Here is a 21,464-nt window from a genome sequence, read left to right on the forward strand (position 1 = left end):
TGACAGCGCGGCATTCCGGCTGCTCAGGCGCGTCCCCACGTCGCCCGCTCGGCCGCCCAGGCACGATCCCACGCTCGGCCACGCCCGCGCTCGCGTCCTCACGGCGATGTCTGTAGGGCTATCCCTACAGCACCTGCGGGGCCTCCCAAGGGGCAACTCTGCGGCCTCCCTGACAGCGCCGGTGCGCACTTCTCGGAAGACTCGTGGTCATACCGCGCGACAGGCAGAAGGGCGGCACGGCCCCCCGACTTCACGTCCGTTCCGCATATGGCATCGCCCACAAGAGGGAAGAACTATGTCCCACCACCTGGACTCCCCCGTCGCCCGGCAGGACCCCCGCCTGGACATCACCGACCTGTACGTGTTCCGCGGTGAGCGGGGCACGGTCTTCGTCACCAACCACAGCCACTCGCTGGCGGGCGAGGACATCCCGCGCGGCTTGCACCCGGAGGGCAGGTACGAGTTCAAGATCGACGGCAACGGCGACGCCGTCGAGGACGTCACCTACCGCTTCACCTTTGGCGAGCCCGACAGTGAAGGCATGCAGGCCTACGAAGTGCGCCGCCTCGCCGGGCCCGAAGCCCGGGATCCCTTCGCCTCCGGGAGTGTCATCGCCCAGGGCGGCACCGGTCAAACGGTCGAGATCGGCGGCGGCAGCCGCGCGTGGGCCGGCAAGGCGGGCGACCCGTTCTGGATCGAGCCGGACGTCCTGCATGCCGTGGGAGCCGCGTTCGAGCACGGTACCAAGGTGGACCTGTCCGCCTGGAACCCCGCGGAGGCCAAGAATCTGTTCGCGGGTCACACGGTCTATTCCATCGTCCTGGAGCTCGGCGACGAGGAACTCGCCCCCGTCGCCGGCACGGACAACCGCATCGGCGTGTGGGGCCTGGCCTCCCTCGCCACCGATGCCGGTGGCTGGCGCCGCGTCAACCGCGCGGGCCTTCCTATGATCCACCCCTTGTTCACGCAGTTGGACGAGCACCTGGGCGACCACCTCAACGACGGCCACCCTTCCGAGGACCGGCAGGCCTACGGCAAGACCATCGCCGGCAAGGTCGCCGGCGTGATCCGTTCCTACGGCACCGCGGAGGACCCGGAGGCCTACGGCCGAACCGTCGCCGAGAGGTTCCTTCCCAACGTCCTGCCCTACACGGTGGGCACTCCCGCCTTCTTCGGCTTCGCCGCCTGGAATGGACGTTCGCTCGTCGACAACGCCCCTGACGCGATGTTCTCCTTCGCCGCCAACACCCCGATCGCCCTTGGCATCACGAAGGACTCCATCACCTTCAAGCCCCGTTCCACCTTCCCCTACGTCCCCGCCGCGTGACCACAGGCAGGACGACCTGCCCAGCTCAGACGGTGCCGCGGCCGGTGCCCGGCGCCTCAGGATCCGGAGCAGTCTCCTGAATCGGCGTTCGCCGACGGCTCCGGCCACGGCGCCCGGCGCGACCGCCGGCCCGAGGCCGCTCCAGCCACCCGCCCGAGGAGGGCCATCATGACCATGCCGTTACGCAACCTGGGCACGAACGGCCCCAAGGTGTCTGCCATCGGCCTCGGCGCCATGGGCATGTCCGACCTTTACGGCCCCGCCGACGAGGACGAGAGCATCGCCACGCTCCACGCCGCCATCGACGCAGGCATGAACCTCATCGACACCGCCGACTTCTACGGCTCCGGCGCCAACGAGATGCTCATCGCCCGGGCTCTGAAGGAACGCCACCGCGAAGACGTCGTCCTCAGTGTGAAGTTCGGCTCCCGCCGCACCCCGGACGGCGGCTTCCAGCCCGTGCCCTACGACGTGTCCCCCGCCGCCGTCAAAGACCGCCTCTCGTATTCCCTGCGCCGCCTGAGCACCGACTACATCGACATCTACCGCCCGGCCCGCCTCAAGCCGGACATCCCGGTTGAGGAGACCGTCGGCGCGCTCGCCGAGATGCAGCAGGCCGGCTTCATCAAGCACATCGGCCTGTCCGAGGTCAGCGCGGACACCATCCGCCGCGCCGCGGCGGTCGCGCCCATCAGCGATGTGCAGATCGAGTACTCGCTGCTGTCCCGCGGACCGGAGGCTGCGATCATCCCGACGCTGCGGGAACTCGGCATCGGCCTGACCGCCTACGGCGTGCTGTCGCGGGGACTGCTCAGCGGGCACTGGACCCCCTCACGGGAACTGAGCGACAACGACTTCCGGGCCCATAGCCCGCGCTTTCAGGGCGAGAACCTCCAGGCCAACCTCCGCCTGGTCGATGCCCTGGGACGCGTGGCCGGCCGGCTGGGCGCGACCACCGGCCAGGTCGCCATCGCCTGGGTGGCGGCGCAGGGCAGCGACATCGTCCCCCTCGTCGGTGCCCGCCGCCGGGAGCGTCTCATCGAATCCCTCGTCGCCGCGGACGTTCGCCTCGACGACGAGGCGCTGGCCGAGGTCGAAGCGGCCGTCCCCGCGGGATCCGCCGCCGGAGAGCGATACGCCGCCCCGCTCATGGCCACCCTCGACAGCGAACGCTGAACCCACCTGGTCGGCCCGATCGGGCCGAGCCGATCACCTGTCCCCTCTCGGCTGTACGAGAAAGGCATTTGTCATGACTGAATCGACCAATCGCGTGGCCCTGGTCACCGGCGGCTCCGGTGGGATCGGGCGCGCGGTCTGCGAGCACCTGACCCGGGACCGCATCGCGATCGGCGTGCACTACGCCGGGAACAAGGCCAAGGCCGAGGAGGTCGTCGCCGCGATCACCGCCGCGGGCGGACACGCGATCGCGGTGGGCGGCGACGTCGCCGACGAGCACGAGATGGCCGCCGCGTTCGACGCGGTCGAGCAGGAGTTCGGCGGCGTCGACGTGGTCGTCAACACCGCCGGCATCATGGTGCTCTCGCCGATCGCGACGCTGAACCTGGACGACCTCGACCGGATGCACCGCACCAACATCCGCGGCACTTTCGTGGTCTCCCAGCAGGCCGCCCGCCGGCTCCGCCGGGGCGGTGCGATCATCAACTTCTCCACCTCCCTGACACGCCTGCAGTTCCCGGCTTACGGCGCCTACGCGGCGAGCAAGGCCGCAGTCGAGGGTATGACCTTGATCCTCGCCCGGGAACTGCGCGGCAAGGACATCACCGTCAACGCGGTCGCCCCCGGCCCGACCGCCACCCCCCTGTTCCTCGAGGGCAAGGACCAGGCCGCGATAGACAACCTGGCCCACGCCGCTCCGCTGGAGCGCCTGGGCACCCCCGAGGACATCGCGGACGCCGTCGCCTTCCTCGCCGGCCCCGCACGCTGGATCAACGGCCAGGTCCTCTACGCCAACGGCGGCCTGGCCTGAACCTCCCCTCCCCACCGCGGCTCCCCCAGCCCGTGACGATCAATCGCAGCCCCCACGACCGCAGCAGACCACCGCGTTAGGAGAGTCCCATGAGCAACATCGTCCTGATCACCGGTGCCTCCAGCGGCTTCGGCGCCCTCACCGCCCGCGCCCTGGCCGACCAAGGCAACACCGTCTACGCAGGCATGCGGCAGACCACGACCCGCAATGCCCCCCAAGTCCAGGCCGCTGCCGCCTACAGCGAGGACCACGGCGTCGACCTGCGCCCCCTCGAACTCGACGTCAACAGCCAGGAATCCGTCAACGCCGCCATCAACCAGGTCATCGACGAACACGGCCGCATCGACGTCCTCATCCACAACGCCGGCCACATGGTCACCGGGCCCGCCGAGGCCTTCACCCCCGAGCAGCTCGCCGAGCTCTACGACGTGAACGTGCTCTCCACCCAACGGGTCAACCGCGCCGCCCTCCCGCACTTGCGCGCAGCGGGCAAGGGCCTGGTCATCTGGGTGTCCAGCTCCAGCGGCAAGGGCGGAACCCCGCCCTACCTCGCCCCCTACTTCGCCGCCAAAGCCGCCATGGATTCCCTGGCCGTCAGCTATGCGGCCGAGCTCGCCCGCTGGGGCGTGGAGACCTCCATCGTGGTCCCGGGATCCTTCACCAGCGGCACCAACCACTTCGCTCACTCCGGCCACCCCGCCGACCACTCGGTCGAGGCCGAGTACGAGACCAAGTACCCCGGCCTGATGGACCAGGTCGCCAAGAAGCTCGCCGAACTCGCCCCTCAGGACGCCGACGCCTCCATGGTCTCCGGCGAGATCGCCCGCATAGTCGCCCTCCCTGCCGGCCAGCGCCCCTACCGCGTCCACATCGACCCCGCCGGCGACGGCTCCGAGGAGGTCTCCAACCTCGCCGATCGCGTCCGCCACGACTTCCTCACCCGCGTCGGCCTCGCGGACCTCCTCACCGTCCGGTCGGCCGACCGCTGATGCGCGCCTGTGGGGCGCATCATCAGGTCAGGCTGACTCTGCAGCCGATTGCTCATCGCGGTGACGCCGGCCGCATCCCGCCGTACGCGAGCACCGCCTGGCGCCGGTCACCGCCACGAGTGGCAACACGAATGGGTGCCCGAACGTTCACGGGCCCCGGCATCGCAGCCCGAGCACGCGGGAAGGAGCCGTGATGTCCGATCCGACCGGCACCGATGAGCCGGACGACCATCACGTCCTGCGCTGGCCGACCGGTTTCTCTCCGGGATTCTCCGACCTGTGGGCGCGCAGCGGCATTGTCATCGACGCCCCGCCCGAGGCCGTCTTCAGGCTCCTGGTCGCCATCGGCCAGTGGGGTCGGGCCTTCCCGGGCATCCGGCGCGCACGCCTCTCCGAGACGGGACAGGGCCGCCTGGAGCCGGACAGCGAGTTCACCTTCGAGTTCGCCGGGCTTCGCCTCCGAGCGCGAGTGAGCGAGGCGGTCGGCGGCAGTCGCTTGGCGTGGTCAGGCCAGGGCATCGACATCAGTATCCACCATGAGTGGGTTCTCACCGCCGCCAGTGGTGGGACCCGCGTCCTGGTGGGCTTCTCGGCGCGTGGACCCGCAGCCATTGCGCTCCGGGAGTCGGACGCCGGAGCGGCGCAGGACGCGATCGACCGGTGGATCATCGACCTCAAGGAAGCGGCCGAACGGTCCTAGGGTTCCTCGGTGCCGATGGCGTCGCGGAGGGCCGCGCGCTTCGTGATCCCCAACTTCGGGAAAATCTTATAAAGGTGACCGCCTACCGTGCGGGGAGACAGGAACAGCCGCTCGGCGATCTGTTTGTTCGACATCCCGGCGGCCGCGAGCTGGGCTATCTGCTGTTCCTGAGGTGTCAGGGCCGCCACTCCCCCAGCGTTCGCCGGGGTCCTGGTGGCCAGTCCCGCAGCCCGCAGTTCCCGCTCCGTGCGCGCGGCCCAGGGCGCGGCACCGAGCTGCTGGAAAGCGGCGAGGGCCGTCTGCAGGTGAACTCTGGCCTCGGTCGCGGCTCGGGCTCGGCGCAGGCGTTCACCGTAGGCGAGGCGTATCCGCGCGACGTCGAACGGCCATTGATCGATGGTCGGCAGACTCAGCGCCTCTTCGAAGAGCTCGGGTGCCTGGTCGTCGCCGGCGATGAGGGCCGCCGACCCCGCTTCCAGGATGGCCAGCCGCGGCGAGAGCGCCGCGACGTTCGTCTCCCGCATCGCCCGCACGTGCAGCGCCGCCTCGGCCCGCCGGTCGGTGCGCACGGCGGCCTCCACGAGGTCCATGGCCACCCACAGGCTGTGCGGCACATGCGATGCCAGTGTGCCGGCCGGGCTGATCGCCGTGGCGTGCAGGTACGCCGCCTCGAAGTCGCCCTGGCCGAGGCTCGCCAGTACGAGGGCGTGACGCGCGTACACCTGCGCCGTGCCCACCCCTCGGGGGCCGGCCCAGCCGATCATCTGCTCGGCCAGAGCCCGGCTGGTCTCGAACCGGCCCTGGACAGCGGCCAGCAGGGCCTGGTGGTAGCGGAAGTACCAGCCGAAGAACCTGCCCCCGCGCTCCTCGCAGATGGCCAGTCCTTCGGCGGCGAGCTCGGCCGCCTCCTCCCACTCGCCTCGGTGAAAGTCGTCGACACACAGATCCATGAGGAAGACGAGTTGCCGTCTCGCCGGTCCGCCCTCGCGCCCTTGCAGGACCATCCGCCACAGGGGCTCGCGGACGTCCGCGAGGCGGTCGGCGTACATCGCGCACGCGGCGATGTTCTGCACGATGGACGGATCGGCCTCGTGGTGCACGTTTGCGAGCGCGGCATTCAGCCGGGGCAGCGCGGCCGCCCCCGTGCGGGCCGGATCGGCGAACATGTCGATGGTCAGCGCGAGCTCCGGGGGCGGCGCCAGGGAAAGCCGGGCGAGCGCCGCGTGGAGCGGCGCCCACAGCTCGGCGCGGCCACCGACGAAGCAGACGAGGGCGAGAGTCCAGAGCGCGTTGACGAGCTCCACGTCGCCGGCGTCGTCGCGGCGTGCGCTGCCTTCGATGGCGCCGACCAGCAAATGGTGGGCGGTGTCGACATGCCCGTCGCCGTCCAGCATCGCGAACGCCGCCGCCGACGCGTAATGCAGGGACGCGCTTGCCTGCCGGCCCGCCCGCCGCGTTTCGTCCAGCAGCTCCACGGCGCCCTTCACCTCGCCCATCGCCTCCGCGCCGATGAAGGCCGCCTCGGCCAGCCGGCGACTGCGTTCGGCCGGGTCGGGACTCAGGTCGCCAGCGCGGCTGAGCATGGACACCACTGCCTGGTAGTCGCCGCGCAGCAGCACGTGGCGTGCCGCTTCCTCCAGCAGGTCTGCCACCTGCTCGTCCGGCTCGACGGAGGCCTCGCCCAGGTGCCACGCCCTGCGCTCGAGCCCATCGGCGAAGGCCGCGGCCAGCGCCCGGTGCACCCGCCGGCGTTCGCTCGACGTCGACAGCTCCACCACGGCGGACCGGATGAGCGGGTGCCGGAACGTGACCCGGCGCGTGTCCTCGTCCACCCGGACCAGCTGATCGCGCTCGGCGGGGGCGAGGTCGTCAAGCCGGTAGCCGGTGCCGGCGGCCGCCTGCAGCGCCCGGAGCTCGCCGGTGCCTTCCAGGGCCACCGTGAGAAGGAGAGTCTTGGTCGCGGGCGGGAGCATCGCGACCCGCGACGCGAAGAGCCGCTGGAGGCGCTGTCCGAGCGGCAGCACCTGCGGCAGCGGCTCGGTGGCGGCGCGCTGCGAGCCGCTCAGCGCCCGGGGCAGCTCCAGCAGGGCGAGCGGGTTGCCCTGGGCCGTGTGCAGCACGCGGGCCTTCACCTGCGGATCGAGGCCGGGGAAACGAGCGGTCAGCAGCTGGGTGGCCGCCTCGTCGTCCAGGGCCTTCACCTCGTAGTCCGGGAGCCCGGAGCGATCGAAATAGCTAGTCTGGCCGGTTCGGAGCGCGGCGAGGAGCCCTGCTCTGCTTCCGATGAGCCGCCGTGCGACGAAGCTCAGCACGCCCGCGCTGGCCCGGTCGACCCAGGGCAGATCGTCGACGATCAGCAGAAGCGGGGCGCGTGCGGCCACTCGCCGGAGAAGGAGCGTCACGGCGTTGGACAGCAGGAGCCGATCCGGCGCGGGCCCGGCTCCGAAGCCCAGGGCCACCCGCAGCGCCTCCGCGTGGCCGGCGCCAAGCTGGTCGAAGTCGTCGAGCAACGGGAACAGCGCCTGGTTCAGCCCGGCGAAGCTGATCTCGGCCTCGAACTCCGCACCGGCTACCCGCAGGACCGTCATTCCCGACGTCCGCGCGGAAGCTGCCGCCGCGTCCAGCAGCGTCGTCTTTCCCACGCCGGGATCCCCGGACAACAGCAGCGCGCCCCCGGTCACCCCGACCTCGCTGGTGAAACGCCGCAAGAACGCCAGCTCCTGAAGCCGTCCGAGCAACGTTTCCGGGCAGAGATCGGACGGTGTCACCTGCGAAGTTTCTCCCAGCGGCGCCCGAGAGGACAAGTCAGCCGGGATGCGGCGTCCGAGTCAAACGACCGATGCCCCGGCATCGGCGGACTCGCGATGATGAAGATTGAGAACGCCGACGCGGGAGGAACGATGAGCGCCGCCATGACCGCCACCTTCACCGAAAGTGCGGCGGCCGACAATGCGATGGCCGCCGTCCCGCCGGCTCGCGTCGTCGTGGCCGACGACCACGCCCTGGTACGTGAGGGGCTGGTACGTATTCTCGAGCGCGGTGGATTCGCCGTGATGGGGGTGGCCGCGACGGCGGACGGCCTGCTCAGCCAAGCTCGTGCCTGCCGGCCCGATGTCGTGGTCACCGACATCCAGATGCCTCCCGGCAACGGCCGCGACGGCATGTGGGCCGCTCTGGAGCTCAGGCGGACGAATCCAGAGATCGCCGTCGTCGTCCTGTCGCAGCACCTCGCGGAGGACTTCGCGCTCGAGCTGGTGGAGGCCCGCGCATCGGGCGTGGGGTACATGCTCAAGGAGAAGATCGCCACCCCTGAGCTGTTTGTCGACGCGGTCCGTACGGTGGCTGCCGGCGGCTCGGTCCTCGACCCCGATGTCATCTCCCGTCTCGTGCGGCGCGGGCGCGCCGGCGGCCCCCTGGAAAAGCTGACGCCCAGGGAACGCGACGTTCTCGCCCTCATGGCCGAAGGCCGCTCCAACGCGGGCATCGCCGCGAGCCTGTTCATCACCGTCCCGGCCGTCGAGCGCCACGTCACGGGAATCTTCACCAAGCTGGGGCTGCATCAGGCCGACACAGATCAGCACCGTAGGGTGCTCGCGGTGCTCGCCTATCTGCGCGCATGACAGGCCGGTCATCTCGCCAGGACGCGACACTCTGGACCGGCTCGAGCACGACGTGGACGCCTGGGTGGCCACGGCCGGCGAGGACGGGATGCCGTACCTGTAGTCGCTAGCGGAAGCTCAGCACCAGGGTGGTGTGCCGTTTCCCGATGACGACGCCCTTGGCGTCGACCGGCCCCTGGTGCGCCTCCACCCGCAGGTCGCCCGCCTCCGGGCGGCCGGCCTGGTCCCACGCCTTGACGTGCGCGGCCAGCTCGGCCGCCAGCCTGGCGCCGCCGGCGCCGTGGCCGCGGGCCACCAGCGAGCCCTCCGCGGCGAGCACGGCGATGCTGCCGCCTTCGGCCAGCCCGGCGGTCATGGTAACGCCGCGGCCGCCCAGGTCCGCGGCCAGCACGCACCATCGCGGCTCGTGCAGTGCCAGCCACAGCGACAGGTTCATGGCGATCGCGGGCGCCGGCGTCGGTTCCTCCTCCTTGATGGTGATCTCGGTCGGTACGGCGTCGAGCGCCGCGGCCACGTCCCCGATGTCGCGCGGCTCGGGCAACCCCAGCATCAGCTCGGGATCGCGGCGCAGCACCGTGAGGACCTCGGGGCCGGCGGACGGCCCCCGCATCCGCATGAACCCGCACGGCGCCACCGACCGGCTGACCCAGTGGTCGCCGGCGCGCTCCATCGCCACGGACACCTGCACGCCGCGCAGGTCGAGCGGCGCCACCAGCCGCCCGTCCGGCGCGAGCTGCTCCAGCCAGGCCGGTGCCAGGTCCCAGACGCCCACCGTGGCGATCAGCCGGTCGTACGGGGCCGACGCGGGGTATCCCCCGGCGCCGTCCGCGCACACCACCTCCACCCGGGATTCGCCGGCGGCGGCCAGGTGCTGGCGGGCCCGGGCGATGAGGTCGTCGTCGATGTCGAGGCTCACCACGCGCCCCTCGGGTCCGGCGAGGTGGGCGAGCAGCGCCGCGTTGTAGCCGGTGCCCGTGCCGATCTCCAGCACCCGGTGCCCCGGCCGCACGCCGAGCTGGTCGAGCATGGTGGCCATGATCGCGGGCTGTGAGGACGAGCTGATCGGCAGGCCCTCGCCGTCGCGCTTGGTGACGATGGGCTCGTCGCGGTAGGCGTCCTCGGGGGCGACGCCCGGCACGAACAGGTGGCGCGGCACGGCGCGCAACGCGGCGGCCACGGGCTCGCTGACCTCCTGGCGCTTTCGCAGCTGCGCCACCAGGGCTTCCCTCTGCGTCGCGAACTCCATGGCCCCATTGTCCCCCGCGCGCCGTCCGTACGAGATCAGGCGGGAATTCTCGGTAAATAAAGTGCCGAGGAGGGTTGAGGGGTGAATCAGCGGGAAGGGCAGGCAACTCGTGACCGTCAACCGTGAGGAGGAGCCGTAGTGCTCACCCTGACACCCAACGCCGCCCAGGCGATTCGCGATCTCACCGCGGCAGCGCCGGAGCCCGCCCAGAGCGGGATCCGTATCTCGTCGCAGGGTGAGGGTGCGAATTCGCTCACTCTTACGCTGGCCACCGCCCCGGAGCCCGCCGATGCGGTCGTTGAGGCCGAGGGCGCGCGGGTCTACCTGGACCCGGTGGCCGCCACCGTATTGGAGGACAAGGCCCTAGACGCCGGAGCCGATGACCAGGGGAGCGTGTCGTTCCTGGTCACCGACCAGGCCGTATGACGTGAGCCCCCGCCGCGACCGGGCCCGGTCGCGGCGGGGGGCCCTCGCTCAGCTGCCGTCGAGCTGCTTGCGCAGGTAGCGCAGCTGTTCCTCGGACTGGAAGCCGCCGCCGCCCTCGTGGTTGTTCCAGGGCCACACGGTGATCTCCTTGGGTCCCTGCCAGTGGTTGTAGGCGGCGAACACCGTCGACGGCGGGCAGATGTCGTCCATCAGCGCGACCGAATACAGCGCGGGAACCCGGCCGCGGACCGCGAAGTTGACGCCGTCGAAATACGACAGCGTGCGGAACACCTGCTCGGCGCTGTCCCTGCGGGTGGCCAGGAAGCGGACCAGCTCCTGGTACGGGTCGCGCCCGGTGATCTCGACCGCTCGCCTGAAGTGGGTCAGGAACGGCACGTCGATGAGCGCCGCCTTGACCGACGGGTGCAGCGCGGCCGTGGCCTGGGCGATGCCGCCGCCCTGGCTGCCGCCGGAGACGACGATGCGGCTCGCGTCGACCGCCGGGTGCTCGATCACCGCGTCCACGGCCCGGACGGCGTCGGTGAAGACGCGCCGGTAGTAGTAGTCCTCCGGGTCGAGGATGCCGCGGGTCATCATGCCCGGCGCCTGCGGGTTGGCGCTGCCGTGCGGGTCGCCGGTGGCGCCCGGGGCGCCGGTGTTGGCGCCGCCGTGGCCGCGCGTCTCCATGACGAACACCGCGTACCCGGCCGCGGGCCACATCAGGTGATCCTTCGGGAACCCGCGCCCGCCGCTGTAGCCGATGTAGTGCACGACGCACGGCACCGGCCCCTCAACGCCGCGCGGCACCAGGAACCAGCCGTTGATCCGGTGCCCGCCCCAGCCCGCGAACGACGCGTCGTACACGTCCACCGTCGTGAACGGCAGGTCGTACGGGACGTACTCCGCCGCCAGGTCGAACTCCCTGGCCTCGGCCAGGGTGCGTGACCAGAAGTCGTCGAAGTCGGCGGGCTCGTCGCGGTCGGGGAGGTAGCTGCGGAGCTTTTCGAGCGGGAGGTCGAACAGTGGCACGGATTCTCCAAAGGTGAAGAGCGATGGTGATATTTCACCTCATGACAGCGGAAAGCGCTATCCCGACCCCGTCTCACACCAGAACCGCTTAAATCGCCGCGCATGGGTAGAGGTGATCATGTGAGCGAACACGTCATCGAGGTCCCCTACTCCCATCTCCATCCCGGCCTGGTCCTGGACGCCCCGGCGGACACCGACGACTTCCTCGTACTGTTCGGCGACGACTCGGAGTCTCGGGCGCGGCTGCTGCGCGACGACACGGGGCGCCCGGTGCTCAGGCTGGGCGGCTACATGACGGCCCGCGGGACGGTCATCGACGAGCGCGTGTGGACGGTACGGGAGGCCGCCCGGCACGGTGACCGCCTCCGGCTGCGTCTGGGCCGTTCGCTGCCCTGACGCTCGGGGCGGCCACGCTCAGGAGTGCGCCTGGGGGTTCGGGGAGGGGCGGCCGGCGGTGCAGGAGCCGGCTTTGGTGCCCGCGACCTTCCAGTCCGCCCCCGGGAACGGGCTCATGAAGCTCGTCAGCAGGTCTACCGCGTAGTCCGGCACCTGCCCGCCCGGATCCAGCAGCGAGACCATCTGCGGGCCGTCCGCGCCGCGCAGCGTGATGGAGTTCTTGCCGGTGCCCGCCGCGAAACCGGGCTTGGCGTCCACCGTCACGCAGGCCAGGCTCATGTCGCCCGCCTTGATCTCCTGCTTGGCCCCGATCCGCCGCATCCGCTGGTCGTAGCGGCGCAGCGCGAGCGAGGTGGCGGGCCCGAGCCGGACCGCTTCGCGGAAGACGTCGTCACCGATCTCCCTGCTCAGTTTGACCTCCAGGGAGATGTCGGGCCGCAGGTCCACGCCCTTGGCGGCGATGTCGAGGCGGCCGTAATTCCCCTCGAAGCCGGGCGCGACGTAGCCGAGCGCGGGCGGCGCCTTCAGCCCGAACGGGATCTTGCCCGGCCTGATGCGCAGCCATGACACGCGCTGAATGGACAGCCCGACGTCCTCGATCGAGCTCTGCCCGAGCCCGAAGCCTCCGCCGACGTGGTAGGTGAGGAATCCGGTGGTGTACGGGACCTCTTTGCCCACCCCGATGTTCTGCCGGGCGACCGGGTCCAGCTTCAGCCCGGCGTGCAGCGCGATGCGCCCTGTGGGAACCGGTCTGGAGACCAGGTCGAGCGACTGGTCGGGGTTCATCCGGATCGTGGTGTCGGCGGCCAGGTCCTTGACCGCGAACGACACGTCGCCGAGCTTGCCCTGCGGGTCCACCAGGCCGCCCTCCACGCCCAGATAGCCGTCGAGGGTGTTGGCGCCGCCCTCGGCCTTGTACGTGACCGCCGGCACGCTGAGCCCGGCGGCCGAGGCGTCGGCGTCCACCCCGAACCTGGCGGGCACGTCGGTGAACCGCAGCTCCCCCGTGCCCTTCCCGGCCAGGGTGACCTGGGCGACGAGGCGTTCGACGGCGGCGGAGTTCTGCACGCGGATGCGGGTCTGGGCGCCGTACGTGCCCTGGACGGACACTGCGGCGGGGACCGGGTTGATCGCCACGTGGCCGCGCAGCCCCGTGGTCTCGGCCCGCACGTCGAGCGCGCCGAGCGTGGCGGCCGGCTCGATGCGGTAGCCGGCCTGCACGGTGCCGCCCTGAACGCCGAACGGCCCGAGCGACATGCTGGTGATCTTCGATGGCAGGCCGGTCAGGGTGGCCCTGGCCTTGATGGGCACGGGTGACAGGACGCTGCTGGACAGGTACACGCCCAGGCTCCGCCGGCGGGGGCTGAACCCCGAGAACGCGAACGTCTTGCCCGCCAGGTCCACCGACACCTGGTCGGGCAGCCCCGTCACGTCCAGGTATCCCTGCAGGCCGAAGCACCCGCGGTCGGGCGTGCAGAAAGGTCCTTGGGCGCAGCCCGGCGTGCCGGCCGCGCAGCCGCCGTCCACCAGCGACACGCCGCCCGGCATGGCGGGCGCGGCCCGCATGTTGCTCAGGGCCGCGCTCTTGCCCAGCCAGGCGCGGGCGCGCACGTCCAGGCGGGAGCCGGAGTAGGTGAGCTTGCCGTCGGCGACGGAGACGGACAGCCGGCCCGGCACGGGGCCGAGGGTGCCGGCCAGCCCGAAGCGCAGGTCGCCCTGGGTGACGTCGGTGTCGACGGCGAGGGTCTGCTTGGCCGAGCGGAAGTCGGCGGCGAACCCCTGCGCCGCCGGGCTGAACTCGACCAGCGACAGCCCCTTGACCAGCACGCTGGCGTCCAGGTTGCCCGACGCCTGGTCGTAGTGCGCCGCCAGGTGCGGCCCGGTGGGTGCCTTGGCGCCGTCGTGGTTGGTGAAGGCCAGCGCGGCCGAGCCGACCGGGCCGGACAGGCCGCGGAAGCGGTAGGAGGCGGCGTTCCAAGAGGCGTCGAAGCGGGCCGGCACGCCGGTCACCTCCGCGGCGGCTCTGGCGTAGCGGTCGCCGATCTTTGCTCTGGCCAGCGCCGTGACCTTGGTGACCGGGGCGTCCGCGGTCCACTTGAGAGTCTGGGTCTTGGTGTCGGCGACCAGTTCGACGCGCTTGCGTACCCCTTCGATGGTCGCCCGCACGTCGTCGGATCCGCCTCCGGCGGTGGTTACGTGCGCTTTATTGGCATAAATCTGGATCTGCCGAATTTTGGAGGACGTGTCGACCTTGACGGTCGCCCGGTCGCCCAGTTCCCACGACGCCTTGAGGTCGTCCTGCACGCCGTCGATGGTCCCGTCGACCGTCGGTCCCGACTTGAGGTTCGTGTACGCCGCCCGCAGCTTGTCGATCACGCCGCTGGCCTGGTAGACGGCCTTCCTGGCGGCCGGGTCCAGCGTGACGTCCACGGTGGAGGGCGTGTTCGAGATCTCCAGCCGGGCCACGTGCGTGCCGTCGATGCTGGCCGCGCCCACGAACGAGCGCCCGCTGGAACCCACCTCCAGACGGGCGTGCGGCACGGCCCCGTACGTGACGTCGAACCCCGACAGCCCCGTCAGCAGCGCCGACACCCCGATCGCGGCGCCGTTCTTGATCATGGTGACGTGGCCGCCGCGCGGGCTGGAGACTGCGCCCTCGTTGCGCTGCAGCACCACCGCGAACCTGCCGATGGGCGAACTCGTCTTGTGCGTGACGCGGTGCTCGGCCAGGTCGTTGACCAGGCGTGCCTTGGCGGGCAGGTCGCTCAGCTCGGCCCGCAGCACGGTCTTGTCCGCGGCCCGGTCGAAGAAGAGCAGGGTGGCGGAGCCGGCGCGCGGGCGGCCCGAGCTGACCGTCAGGGTCTGCTTGCCGTTCGCGGCACTGTACTTGGCGGTGAGGGACGGGGGCACCTTCCGCAGGTCGGCGCTGGTCACCCTGGCCAGCCGGCCGTCGCGGTAGGTGTAGTGGTGCAGCCGGGCGCGGGCGATCGTGGACGGGCTGGTGAAGCGGATCTCGCCACCGGACAGCCGCACCTCGGCGCGGGTGGGCATGCGGTCGAGCACGGCCTGGGTGAACTGGCGTCCGGTCACGGCCACCGCGTCGAGCTTGGCGGGCGCGGAGGCGGTGACGTCGAAGGAGAGCGAGTCGAGCGCGGCGTTCACGGTGAGTTTCTCCGTGGCCGGCGACTGGCGCAGGCTCACCGCACTGCGTCCGGTCAGCCCCGCCACCATGGCCGCGGACGCCCCGGGGTCGGTGCGGTCGATCTCGGCCTTGACCTGCTTGCCCGTCAGGTCCACGGTGAAGATTCCCTGGTCGTAGGCCGACAGCGACGAGCCGCGCCGCAGGCCGTCGAACCCGACCGACACCTTGCCGTCGTACTCGGCCCAGACCTGCGCCTTGAGGTGCTCCCGGGACAGGCGCTTGACGCCGAAGCCGAGCCCGACCGTCCCGTCCGTGGGGCGGGCGGCGGGGACCAGGTCGGCCGCCAGGTCGGGGAGGCCGTCGCCGGTGACGTCGGCGGCCACGGGCACGCCGACGGGCTGCTGGATCGTGCAGGACACCGGCACGTCGGCGCTCTCGACGCAGAGCCGGTACGTCAGCCCGGGCAGGGCCTTGCCGAGCCCGTCGAACACCTTGACCACCGCGGCCAACGGCTTGATCAGCGACAGCGTCTCGGCCTGCGAGGTGTCCGGCAGGATCTTGCCCACGGCGGGGGCCTGCCGCCCCAGGCCCTGTTCCTCCTGGACGGCGGCGGCGTCGGCGGTGATCTCGTCGACGAGGCGGGGCCCTGCGGGGGTGGTCACCTCGGGCTCGTCCGGTCCCACCCGCTCATCACCGGCCGGCCGCACGGCGAGCGACGGCTGCGTGGGGACGGTGACGGCGGCGGCGGGCGGCTCTTCGACGGCCGGCACGGGCGGGACCTGTACGGCCGTCGCCGGCAGAGACCGGACCTGTACGGCCGTCGCGGGCACTGGCTGGGCCGGCGCGGCGGCGGGCGGCACGGCAACCAGAACGGTGCTTGCTATGGACGTCGAAGCGAGCACGCGCAGGAGGGTGCGCGGCATGAAAAGTTCTCCCCCGGACCGGTTTAATTCATACCTTCAGAAACATTGGTCACGAGACGACCACATTTCCTCACTGATAGTCAAACCGTGCCAAACGTGGGGCTCCAACCTCCGGGCGCCGGGGCGGTCAAGGGTGCAGGGGTGCAGGCCGCCCCACGCCGCCGGGACGCGGACGCGCTGCTGTTCAGGGGGCCACACCATCACGCGGCCGCCGACCCCGAGCGGGAACGCGTCGTCGCCAACGCCCGTGATCGGGACGGCCACGAGGTGGCGGCCGGGTCAGGGGGCAGCGCCGACGAGGCCCTGCGTGGCCTCGCCGGGCCGCCACGTCATCCGGACTCCTCCTCCGCCGGCTGAACCACCGCATCAGGACCGGGGAAGAGGAGCTGCTCGTGTCCGTCGTCGAAACGGACCAGGAAGGGGGGCGCCCCTTCCTGGCCCCGGACCTCGATGATCTCGCCCTTCCGGTCCCCCTGACCGACGACGTGACCGTGCACGAGCAGGATGTCACCGACGTGCGCTCGCATGATCGTTCCTCTCAGCTGGGCTACGGCAACCTAGAGGCTTCCTCCCCACATTGCACCAACCGAGTCCTCCCGGAAAGCGCTCAGACCGGCCCGGTGGAGCGCAGCCGAGCACGCCACGGATGCGTGCCGTGCTCCGTCCGCAGAGCCGCGTCCAGCCACCGCCGCTGGTCCTCCCCCAGCAGCGGCAGCACCTCGGCGAAGTCGGTGTCGTCCTTGGCACGCCGCCCCTTGGCCTTGTAGAGGAGCTGGACCTCGGGGGCGAGCCGGCGGAAGCCGCGTTCCTCCACGGTGAGCGTGCCGAGCGTGCGGCGGATGCGCGGGTCGCGCCGGTAGACCCAGTCGTCACCGTCGGCCTCGTCCAGCATCAGCTGGAAGCGCCACGGCCCGTCCGGGTGCTCGCGCACCCAGATGTCGTGCGCCTCCTCGGGAAGCACCTCCTCCGGCTCCCACGGCCGCAGTCCGCCCGGCACGCCCGCCACGTGGGGGTCCCAGCCGGACAGCAGCCGGCGCGCCGCGAGCTGGTCCCGGCGCAGCACCGAGAGGTCCACGTCCCCGTGCTCGCGGTACGCGCGGCCGACGGCCAGCTCGATCGCGTACCCGCCGCTCACCCACCACGGCACGGCCAACCCCCGGAACAGCTCGACGACCTCATCGAGCGGTGCGTGATCCCATGGCCCCCAGAGCGTTTCGATCCGCGTCATCCCGACATCATCCATGATCGGCGCTGCGGTGACGTCTGCTCGCATGCGTGCGGCCTGTCCCCGCGCCGCCCATCCCTACAGGGCCGGAAAACCTGTCGAATCCGCGCTCGCGCGCTGACTAGCGTCGTCCCGTGCTCATTCATCTGGAGACCGGCCGGCTGATCCTGCGCCGCTTCACCGAGTCCGACGCCGACGACCTCTTCGCCCTGCACAACGATCCGGACGTCATGCGCCACCTCAACGGCGGCAAGCCGACGCCGCGCGAGGTGATCGTCCAGGAGACGCTGCCCAGGTTCATGGCCTCGGGCTTCCTCGCCGCCATCGAGAAGTCAACGGGGACCTTCATCGGCTGGTTCCACCTGCGGGCGCCCCGGGGCAAGCCCGCCGACGAACCCGAGCTGGGCTACCGGCTCCACAAGGCGTCCTGGGGCAAGGGATATGCGACCGAGGGCTCCCTGGCGCTGATCGACATGGCGTTCGGCGAGCTCGGCGCCCGCCGGGTGTTCGCCCAGACGATGGCGGTGAACCTCGGGTCGCGGCGGGTCATGGAGAAGTGCGGGCTGAGGTTCACGCGGACGTTCTTCATGGACTGGGAGGACCCCCTCCCCGGCTCCGACCAGGGCGAGGTGGAGTACGAGCTGCCGCGGGCCGACTGGGAGGCCCGGCGCCGGACGTGAGCTCCCCGGTGAACCGCCGCCCCTGGAAGCCCCGAAGCGCGGCGTCCAGGTCGAGCTCGCCGGTCAGCGGGCGATCAGCCCACCTGGTGCACTGGTCGGACCAGTCGCTAGGGTGCCTCACATGGGATATGACGCGTTGTTCCGGCTTGATGGGCGGCGGGCCGTGGTGATCGGGGCCGGAAGCGGGATCGGCAGGGAGGCGGCGCTCGCCCTGGCCGCCCACGGCGCCTCCGTGGTGTGCGCCGACCGGGACCTGGCCGCGGCCGAGAAGACCGCCGACGCAAGCGGAGGGACCGCCCGGCTGCTCGACGTGCTGGACGCCGCGGCCGTGCACCGGGTCGCCGACGAGGAGCCGGCCGACGTGCTGGTGTTCACCGCGGCCACGAACGTACGCAAGCGGCTGCTCGACTACACCGGCGAGGAGTTCGACCGGGTGGTGGCGCTGAACCTGCGGGCCTCGTTCGACGTGGTGCGGGCGTTCGGGGCGGGGATGGTGGCGCGGGGACGGGGCTCGATCATCGGGTTCGCGTCGATCCGGGCCTCTGTCACCGAGCCGGGGCAGAGTGTCTACTCGGCCACGAAGGCCGGGCTGGTGCAGTTGCTGCGCACGGCCGCTGCCGAGTTCGGCCCGCACGGGGTGCGGGTGAACGCGATCGCGCCGGGCGTCGTGGAGACGCCGCTGACCCGGCAGATCAAGGATAATCCGGACTGGTACGCCGCGTACGCCACCAAGAGCGCGCTCGGCCGGTGGGCGACGGCCGACGAGATGGCCGGGGCGGTGGTCTACCTGGCCGGGGACGCCGCGAGCTTCGTGACCGGCTCCGTGTTGTACGTGGACGGCGGCTGGACCGCCGTGGACGGCCGTTTCGACCCGCCCAATTGAGGTGAATATCCCCGCCTTTATCGGGCAGCAGGCACGGGTCCCAGGAAAGGAGGGACTCATGAGAACAGCACGGAAATTAGCACCCGCAGGAGTCGCGGCCGTGCTGGCGTTGACCATCGCCCCCGCGGCGCAGGCCCAGGAGCCGGCGACGACCTCGTCGAGCGCCGCCACGCCCGCCCAGAGTGGCTGGGCGCTGCACGCCTCCGCCCAGGACAGGGCGTACTTAAGACAGGCCCACAGGGGCAACCTCGCTGAGATAGCGGCCGGCCGGGCCGCGCTGCGCGAGTCGCGCGACAGGGGTGTCCGCGAGATCGCCTGGCGGTTGATCCGCGACCACCGGCGGCTGGACGCGCGACTGCGCGACGTAGCGGACCGGCTCGACGTGCGGCTTCCGAGCGCGCCGAGCTGGGATCAGCGGGACGCCCTGCGCGACGTGGTCGCCAGGTCGGGACACCGCTTCGACCGGGCGTGGCTGCGGCTGCAGGCCGATTCCCACTACCGGTCGCTCCGGCTCGGCCAGGTGGAGTTGCGCCGGGGCCATTCCGGGTGGGTGAAGGACCTGGCGCGTGACAGCGCCCCGGTGGTCCGGCACCACCTGCACATGATCCGCGCCGAGCAGTAACGGCGCATCCCCCGCGGCCGTGGCCCACACCACACTGGCGGGTCACGGCCGCTACAGGTCCGACGAGACCATACCTCACCTTCGCGTTGTGCGAGGGCAGCAAGGTTTTCGCCATGCCCCGCGCGAATACGCGGCTACGCCGGACGAATTCGTCCATGGCCTGGTAGGCGGCGAACGCCCGGGTGTGATCGCCGCCGGCCGCGGCCAGTTGCCCGGCGAGCACGTACGCCGACACCACAGCGAGGCTCGTGCTGGCGCCGATCGCTGGGCCGGGTGACAGCCCGGCGTCGCCGACCAGCGCCACCCGGCCGCGTGACCACGCGTCCAGCCGGATCTGGGTGATGGAGTCGAAGTAAAAGGACGGGGTTCGGTCCAGCTCTGCAAGCCAGCGCGGAACCTGGCCGTTGAGGTTCGCGAAGTGTTCACGGAGCAGGGTCTTCTGCCGGTCGGCGTCGCGATGGTGGTAGTCGAGCGAGCGCTCGGTGCGGAACAGGAACAGCACGCGGGCGTCGTCCAGATGCGCAGCGGTATAGACCGTAGCGGTGCGGCCCACGTCGAAGTAGGCGATCATGGCGCCGTCGCGGGCCAGATTGCGGGGCACCGAGACGACTGCCAGGTAAGCGCCGACCCAGTGGGTGAACTGCGACTCAGGGCCGAACGCCAGGCGCCGGACGTTGGAGTGCAGCCCGTCGGCGCCGACCACCAGGTCAAACCGGCGCGATTCGCCCTGCTCGAAAGCGACCTCACCGTCTTCGGAGATGGAGGCGATGCAGAGCCGTCGACACCGCCGTCGCCGTACCGGCCGGCACCACGTCGCGCTACTTCCGCACCCGCGACGCGCTGCTCAACGGGGTCATCGAGCGGATCACCCACCGGCTCGGCGAACGCGTGGACGCCTACACCGTCCGCCCGATCTCGCCCGCCGATCTGGAGCCGGCTAATCCGCACCCCCATACGGGCTCTCCTGGCCCACCACCAAACGCCGATGGCGACATAGTCCGCTTTGGGGTGCCCGCACGAACCCGATATTCCAGTCGGGCACCCACGTTTGCACCGAGATCACTGCAGGGGTTCAGACGCCGTCCTCGTCCACGACGGCGGAAGACGCGTCCTGGGGGCAGCACCGCCGCTTGCAGCGGCCGCATCGATGCCTAATCTGGCGCCGTGAAAGCGCCTACCCGACGATATCCAAAACCTGGGTCGACACCGGCTTCAAGAACAGACCGCTGTTACCCGACCGCTTGAATACCTGAGGTCAGCGCGGCAGGACTCAACCGTCGGCCTCGAAGCGTCGCAGGAGGGCGTCGATCGACGGCGCGACCGTCACCCAGACGCCGTCAAGCGTCAGGTACACGACCGTCGGGGCACCGGCGACCCGGTAGTCGAGCGCGAAGGGCATGTCGGGGCCGAGGTCGCCGATGAGGAGCGACGTCTTCGGGTCGAGGTCGCCGGGCGGCCGTGCGGGATCGGGTGAGCCCAGGTACAGCGCGTCGGTGTTCGTGAGCCAGAGGTCGTTCTCGAACTCCATCTCCGCTACGCCGTAGCAGCGCGGCTGCACGGGTTTCTCACCGAAAACCGCCAGCAGGACGGCCGGATCGGGCGGCGCCCATCGGCCTTCGTGAATGGCCCGGCGAAGCGCCGCCGGAAGAGGAAGCCCGTTGATCGCGATGTCACTCATTGTGCGGCAGGACCCTTCGGTTGGTAGCCTTTCGAATTTGATCCATGATCGGCCCGCGAAGGTGCTCGGGCGTCTCGACACCCGGGAACGACTCATTTCTGCCGCTGACGGATCGGGACAGCCAGGACATGCCGATTGATCCGTCGTCTCGCAGTATCGCGGTGAAGCCAACCAGGTCTGTCGGAGGAGGCCTGTCGGCCTCGATGCCCAAATCCAACTTCGGCCTTCCGGTCACATCGTTGAATCTGTTCTCGACGTACACATGCCCCTGTCTCCGTTGCACCGTATTTTTCGGGATCTCGTCGCGGCCAAATCTGAAACTGCCTATGCTCGGATGGGCGAGGAGGGCGCCGGTTTGTGGATGGTACACCCCGGAAAATGCCGAGCCTGGCCGCCAGTCGTCGAGGCTGTTCATCCTGGTGGTCCGGAAATTGGTCAGAGCGTTGCTGGCCCGTTTGCCGGCGAGAAGGTAGGTATCCGGGGCGCGGTAGGGCCCGAACCTGGAGACGCGCGGGGCTGCGTTCCGCGCGCCCGCCGCCGCGCTGCCGGCGCCTCCCGACCTTCGGAACATACGACCGGCGAGCCGGCCGA

Annotated in this window: 20 protein-coding genes and 1 pseudogene; 12 read left to right on the top strand and 9 right to left on the bottom strand. The window is 70.9% G+C overall.

Going from position 1 to position 21,464, the window contains the following annotated elements:
* The first annotated feature begins 295 nt into the window (after window positions 1–295).
* The 5 genes from ACTMTI_RS28205 (at window position 296) to ACTMTI_RS28225 (ending at window position 5,003) form a co-directional block, all read left to right on the top strand.
* Entirely contained in the window at window positions 296–1,327 is a 1,032-nt protein-coding gene (locus ACTMTI_RS28205; RefSeq protein WP_441123561.1) for a DUF4331 family protein, read from the top strand.
* A 168-nt stretch (window positions 1,328–1,495) separates the two neighbouring features.
* A complete protein-coding gene (locus ACTMTI_RS28210) occupies window positions 1,496–2,503 on the top strand; it encodes an aldo/keto reductase (RefSeq protein WP_441123562.1) in 1,008 nt (335 codons plus the stop codon).
* A gap of 73 nt (window positions 2,504–2,576) precedes the next feature.
* Window positions 2,577–3,314, top strand: coding sequence for an SDR family oxidoreductase (locus tag ACTMTI_RS28215; RefSeq protein ID WP_441123563.1), 738 nt, complete (start codon window positions 2,577–2,579; stop codon window positions 3,312–3,314).
* Window positions 3,315–3,403: 89 nt separating this feature from the next.
* Window positions 3,404–4,303, top strand: a complete 900-nt coding sequence (locus tag ACTMTI_RS28220; protein ID WP_441123564.1) for an SDR family oxidoreductase — start codon at window positions 3,404–3,406, stop codon at window positions 4,301–4,303.
* A 193-nt stretch (window positions 4,304–4,496) separates the two neighbouring features.
* Window positions 4,497–5,003, top strand: coding sequence for an SRPBCC family protein (locus tag ACTMTI_RS28225; RefSeq protein WP_441123565.1), 507 nt, complete (start codon window positions 4,497–4,499; stop codon window positions 5,001–5,003).
* On the opposite strand, the gene ACTMTI_RS28230 is transcribed toward ACTMTI_RS28225, so the two are convergent.
* Window positions 5,000–7,771: a helix-turn-helix transcriptional regulator gene (locus ACTMTI_RS28230; RefSeq protein ID WP_441123566.1), complete on the bottom strand. Its 2,772-nt coding sequence runs from the start codon at window positions 7,769–7,771 to the stop codon at window positions 5,000–5,002. The two genes, ACTMTI_RS28225 and ACTMTI_RS28230, sit on opposite strands and share 4 nt — an antisense overlap.
* 96 nt (window positions 7,772–7,867) lie before the next feature.
* Here ACTMTI_RS28230 and ACTMTI_RS28235 point away from each other — a divergent pair, with 96 nt between their 5' ends.
* Window positions 7,868–8,623 carry a response regulator transcription factor gene (locus ACTMTI_RS28235; protein ID WP_441123567.1) on the top strand — a complete coding sequence of 252 codons (756 nt, stop codon included), beginning with the start codon at window positions 7,868–7,870 and terminating at the stop codon, window positions 8,621–8,623.
* A 106-nt stretch (window positions 8,624–8,729) separates the two neighbouring features.
* On the opposite strand, the gene fxlM is transcribed toward ACTMTI_RS28235, so the two are convergent.
* Window positions 8,730–9,869 (bottom strand): methyltransferase, FxLD system, encoded by a 1,140-nt coding sequence (fxlM, locus tag ACTMTI_RS28240; RefSeq protein ID WP_441123568.1) that lies wholly within the window; start codon window positions 9,867–9,869, stop codon window positions 8,730–8,732.
* 138 nt (window positions 9,870–10,007) lie between these two features.
* On the opposite strand from fxlM, the gene ACTMTI_RS28245 reads away from it, so the two are divergent.
* Window positions 10,008–10,295 carry a HesB/IscA family protein gene (locus tag ACTMTI_RS28245; RefSeq protein WP_441123569.1) on the top strand — a complete coding sequence of 96 codons (288 nt, stop codon included), beginning with the start codon at window positions 10,008–10,010 and terminating at the stop codon, window positions 10,293–10,295.
* A 48-nt stretch (window positions 10,296–10,343) separates the two neighbouring features.
* Here the strand turns inward: ACTMTI_RS28245 and ACTMTI_RS28250 are convergent, their stop codons facing one another.
* A complete protein-coding gene (locus tag ACTMTI_RS28250) occupies window positions 10,344–11,324 on the bottom strand; it encodes an acetylxylan esterase (protein WP_441123570.1) in 981 nt (326 codons plus the stop codon).
* A gap of 120 nt (window positions 11,325–11,444) precedes the next feature.
* Between ACTMTI_RS28250 and ACTMTI_RS28255 the strand changes: the two genes are divergently transcribed.
* Entirely contained in the window at window positions 11,445–11,720 is a 276-nt protein-coding gene (locus ACTMTI_RS28255; protein ID WP_441123571.1) for a hypothetical protein, read from the top strand.
* 18 nt (window positions 11,721–11,738) lie between these two features.
* On the opposite strand, the gene ACTMTI_RS28260 is transcribed toward ACTMTI_RS28255, so the two are convergent.
* The gene (locus tag ACTMTI_RS28260) at window positions 11,739–15,785 is read right to left on the bottom strand and encodes a hypothetical protein (RefSeq protein ID WP_441123572.1); all 4,047 of its coding nucleotides are present in this window, start codon (window positions 15,783–15,785) and stop codon (window positions 11,739–11,741) included.
* 96 nt (window positions 15,786–15,881) lie between these two features.
* Between ACTMTI_RS28260 and ACTMTI_RS28265 the strand changes: the two genes are divergently transcribed.
* The gene (locus tag ACTMTI_RS28265; protein ID WP_441123573.1) at window positions 15,882–16,142 is read left to right on the top strand and encodes a hypothetical protein; all 261 of its coding nucleotides are present in this window, start codon (window positions 15,882–15,884) and stop codon (window positions 16,140–16,142) included.
* Here the strand turns inward: ACTMTI_RS28265 and ACTMTI_RS28270 are convergent.
* Window positions 16,115–16,312: a DUF1918 domain-containing protein gene (locus ACTMTI_RS28270; protein WP_441123574.1), complete on the bottom strand. Its 198-nt coding sequence runs from the start codon at window positions 16,310–16,312 to the stop codon at window positions 16,115–16,117. The genes ACTMTI_RS28265 and ACTMTI_RS28270 overlap by 28 nt on opposite strands.
* 80 nt (window positions 16,313–16,392) lie before the next feature.
* On the bottom strand, window positions 16,393–17,013 hold the full coding sequence (locus tag ACTMTI_RS28275) for a nucleotidyltransferase domain-containing protein (protein WP_441123575.1): 621 nt from the start codon (window positions 17,011–17,013) through the stop codon (window positions 16,393–16,395).
* A 131-nt stretch (window positions 17,014–17,144) separates the two neighbouring features.
* On the opposite strand from ACTMTI_RS28275, the gene ACTMTI_RS28280 reads away from it, so the two are divergent.
* From ACTMTI_RS28280 to ACTMTI_RS28290, 3 genes are all read left to right on the top strand, one after another.
* Window positions 17,145–17,690, top strand: a complete 546-nt coding sequence (locus tag ACTMTI_RS28280; RefSeq protein ID WP_441123576.1) for a GNAT family N-acetyltransferase — start codon at window positions 17,145–17,147, stop codon at window positions 17,688–17,690.
* Between the two features lie 121 nt (window positions 17,691–17,811).
* Window positions 17,812–18,573, top strand: a complete 762-nt coding sequence (locus ACTMTI_RS28285; RefSeq protein ID WP_441123577.1) for an SDR family NAD(P)-dependent oxidoreductase — start codon at window positions 17,812–17,814, stop codon at window positions 18,571–18,573.
* 58 nt (window positions 18,574–18,631) lie between these two features.
* Window positions 18,632–19,195 (top strand): DUF4142 domain-containing protein, encoded by a 564-nt coding sequence (locus ACTMTI_RS28290; protein WP_441123578.1) that lies wholly within the window; start codon window positions 18,632–18,634, stop codon window positions 19,193–19,195.
* A 208-nt stretch (window positions 19,196–19,403) separates the two neighbouring features.
* On the opposite strand, the pseudogene ACTMTI_RS28295 reads toward ACTMTI_RS28290, so the two are convergent.
* The 3 genes and pseudogenes from ACTMTI_RS28295 to ACTMTI_RS28305 all read right to left on the bottom strand — a co-directional run.
* A pseudogene (locus ACTMTI_RS28295) lies at window positions 19,404–19,898 on the bottom strand (FAD-dependent oxidoreductase); the annotation flags it as partial.
* A gap of 567 nt (window positions 19,899–20,465) precedes the next feature.
* Window positions 20,466–20,873, bottom strand: coding sequence for a hypothetical protein (locus ACTMTI_RS28300; RefSeq protein WP_441123579.1), 408 nt, complete (start codon window positions 20,871–20,873; stop codon window positions 20,466–20,468).
* The gene (locus ACTMTI_RS28305; RefSeq protein WP_441123580.1) at window positions 20,866–21,288 is read right to left on the bottom strand and encodes a hypothetical protein; all 423 of its coding nucleotides are present in this window, start codon (window positions 21,286–21,288) and stop codon (window positions 20,866–20,868) included. Before ACTMTI_RS28305 ends, ACTMTI_RS28300 begins: the two co-directional genes overlap by 8 nt.
* Window positions 21,289–21,464 lie beyond the last annotated feature (176 nt).

This window comes from Nonomuraea sp. H19 (assembly GCF_052068215.1).
Lineage (GTDB): Bacteria > Actinomycetota > Actinomycetes > Streptosporangiales > Streptosporangiaceae > Nonomuraea.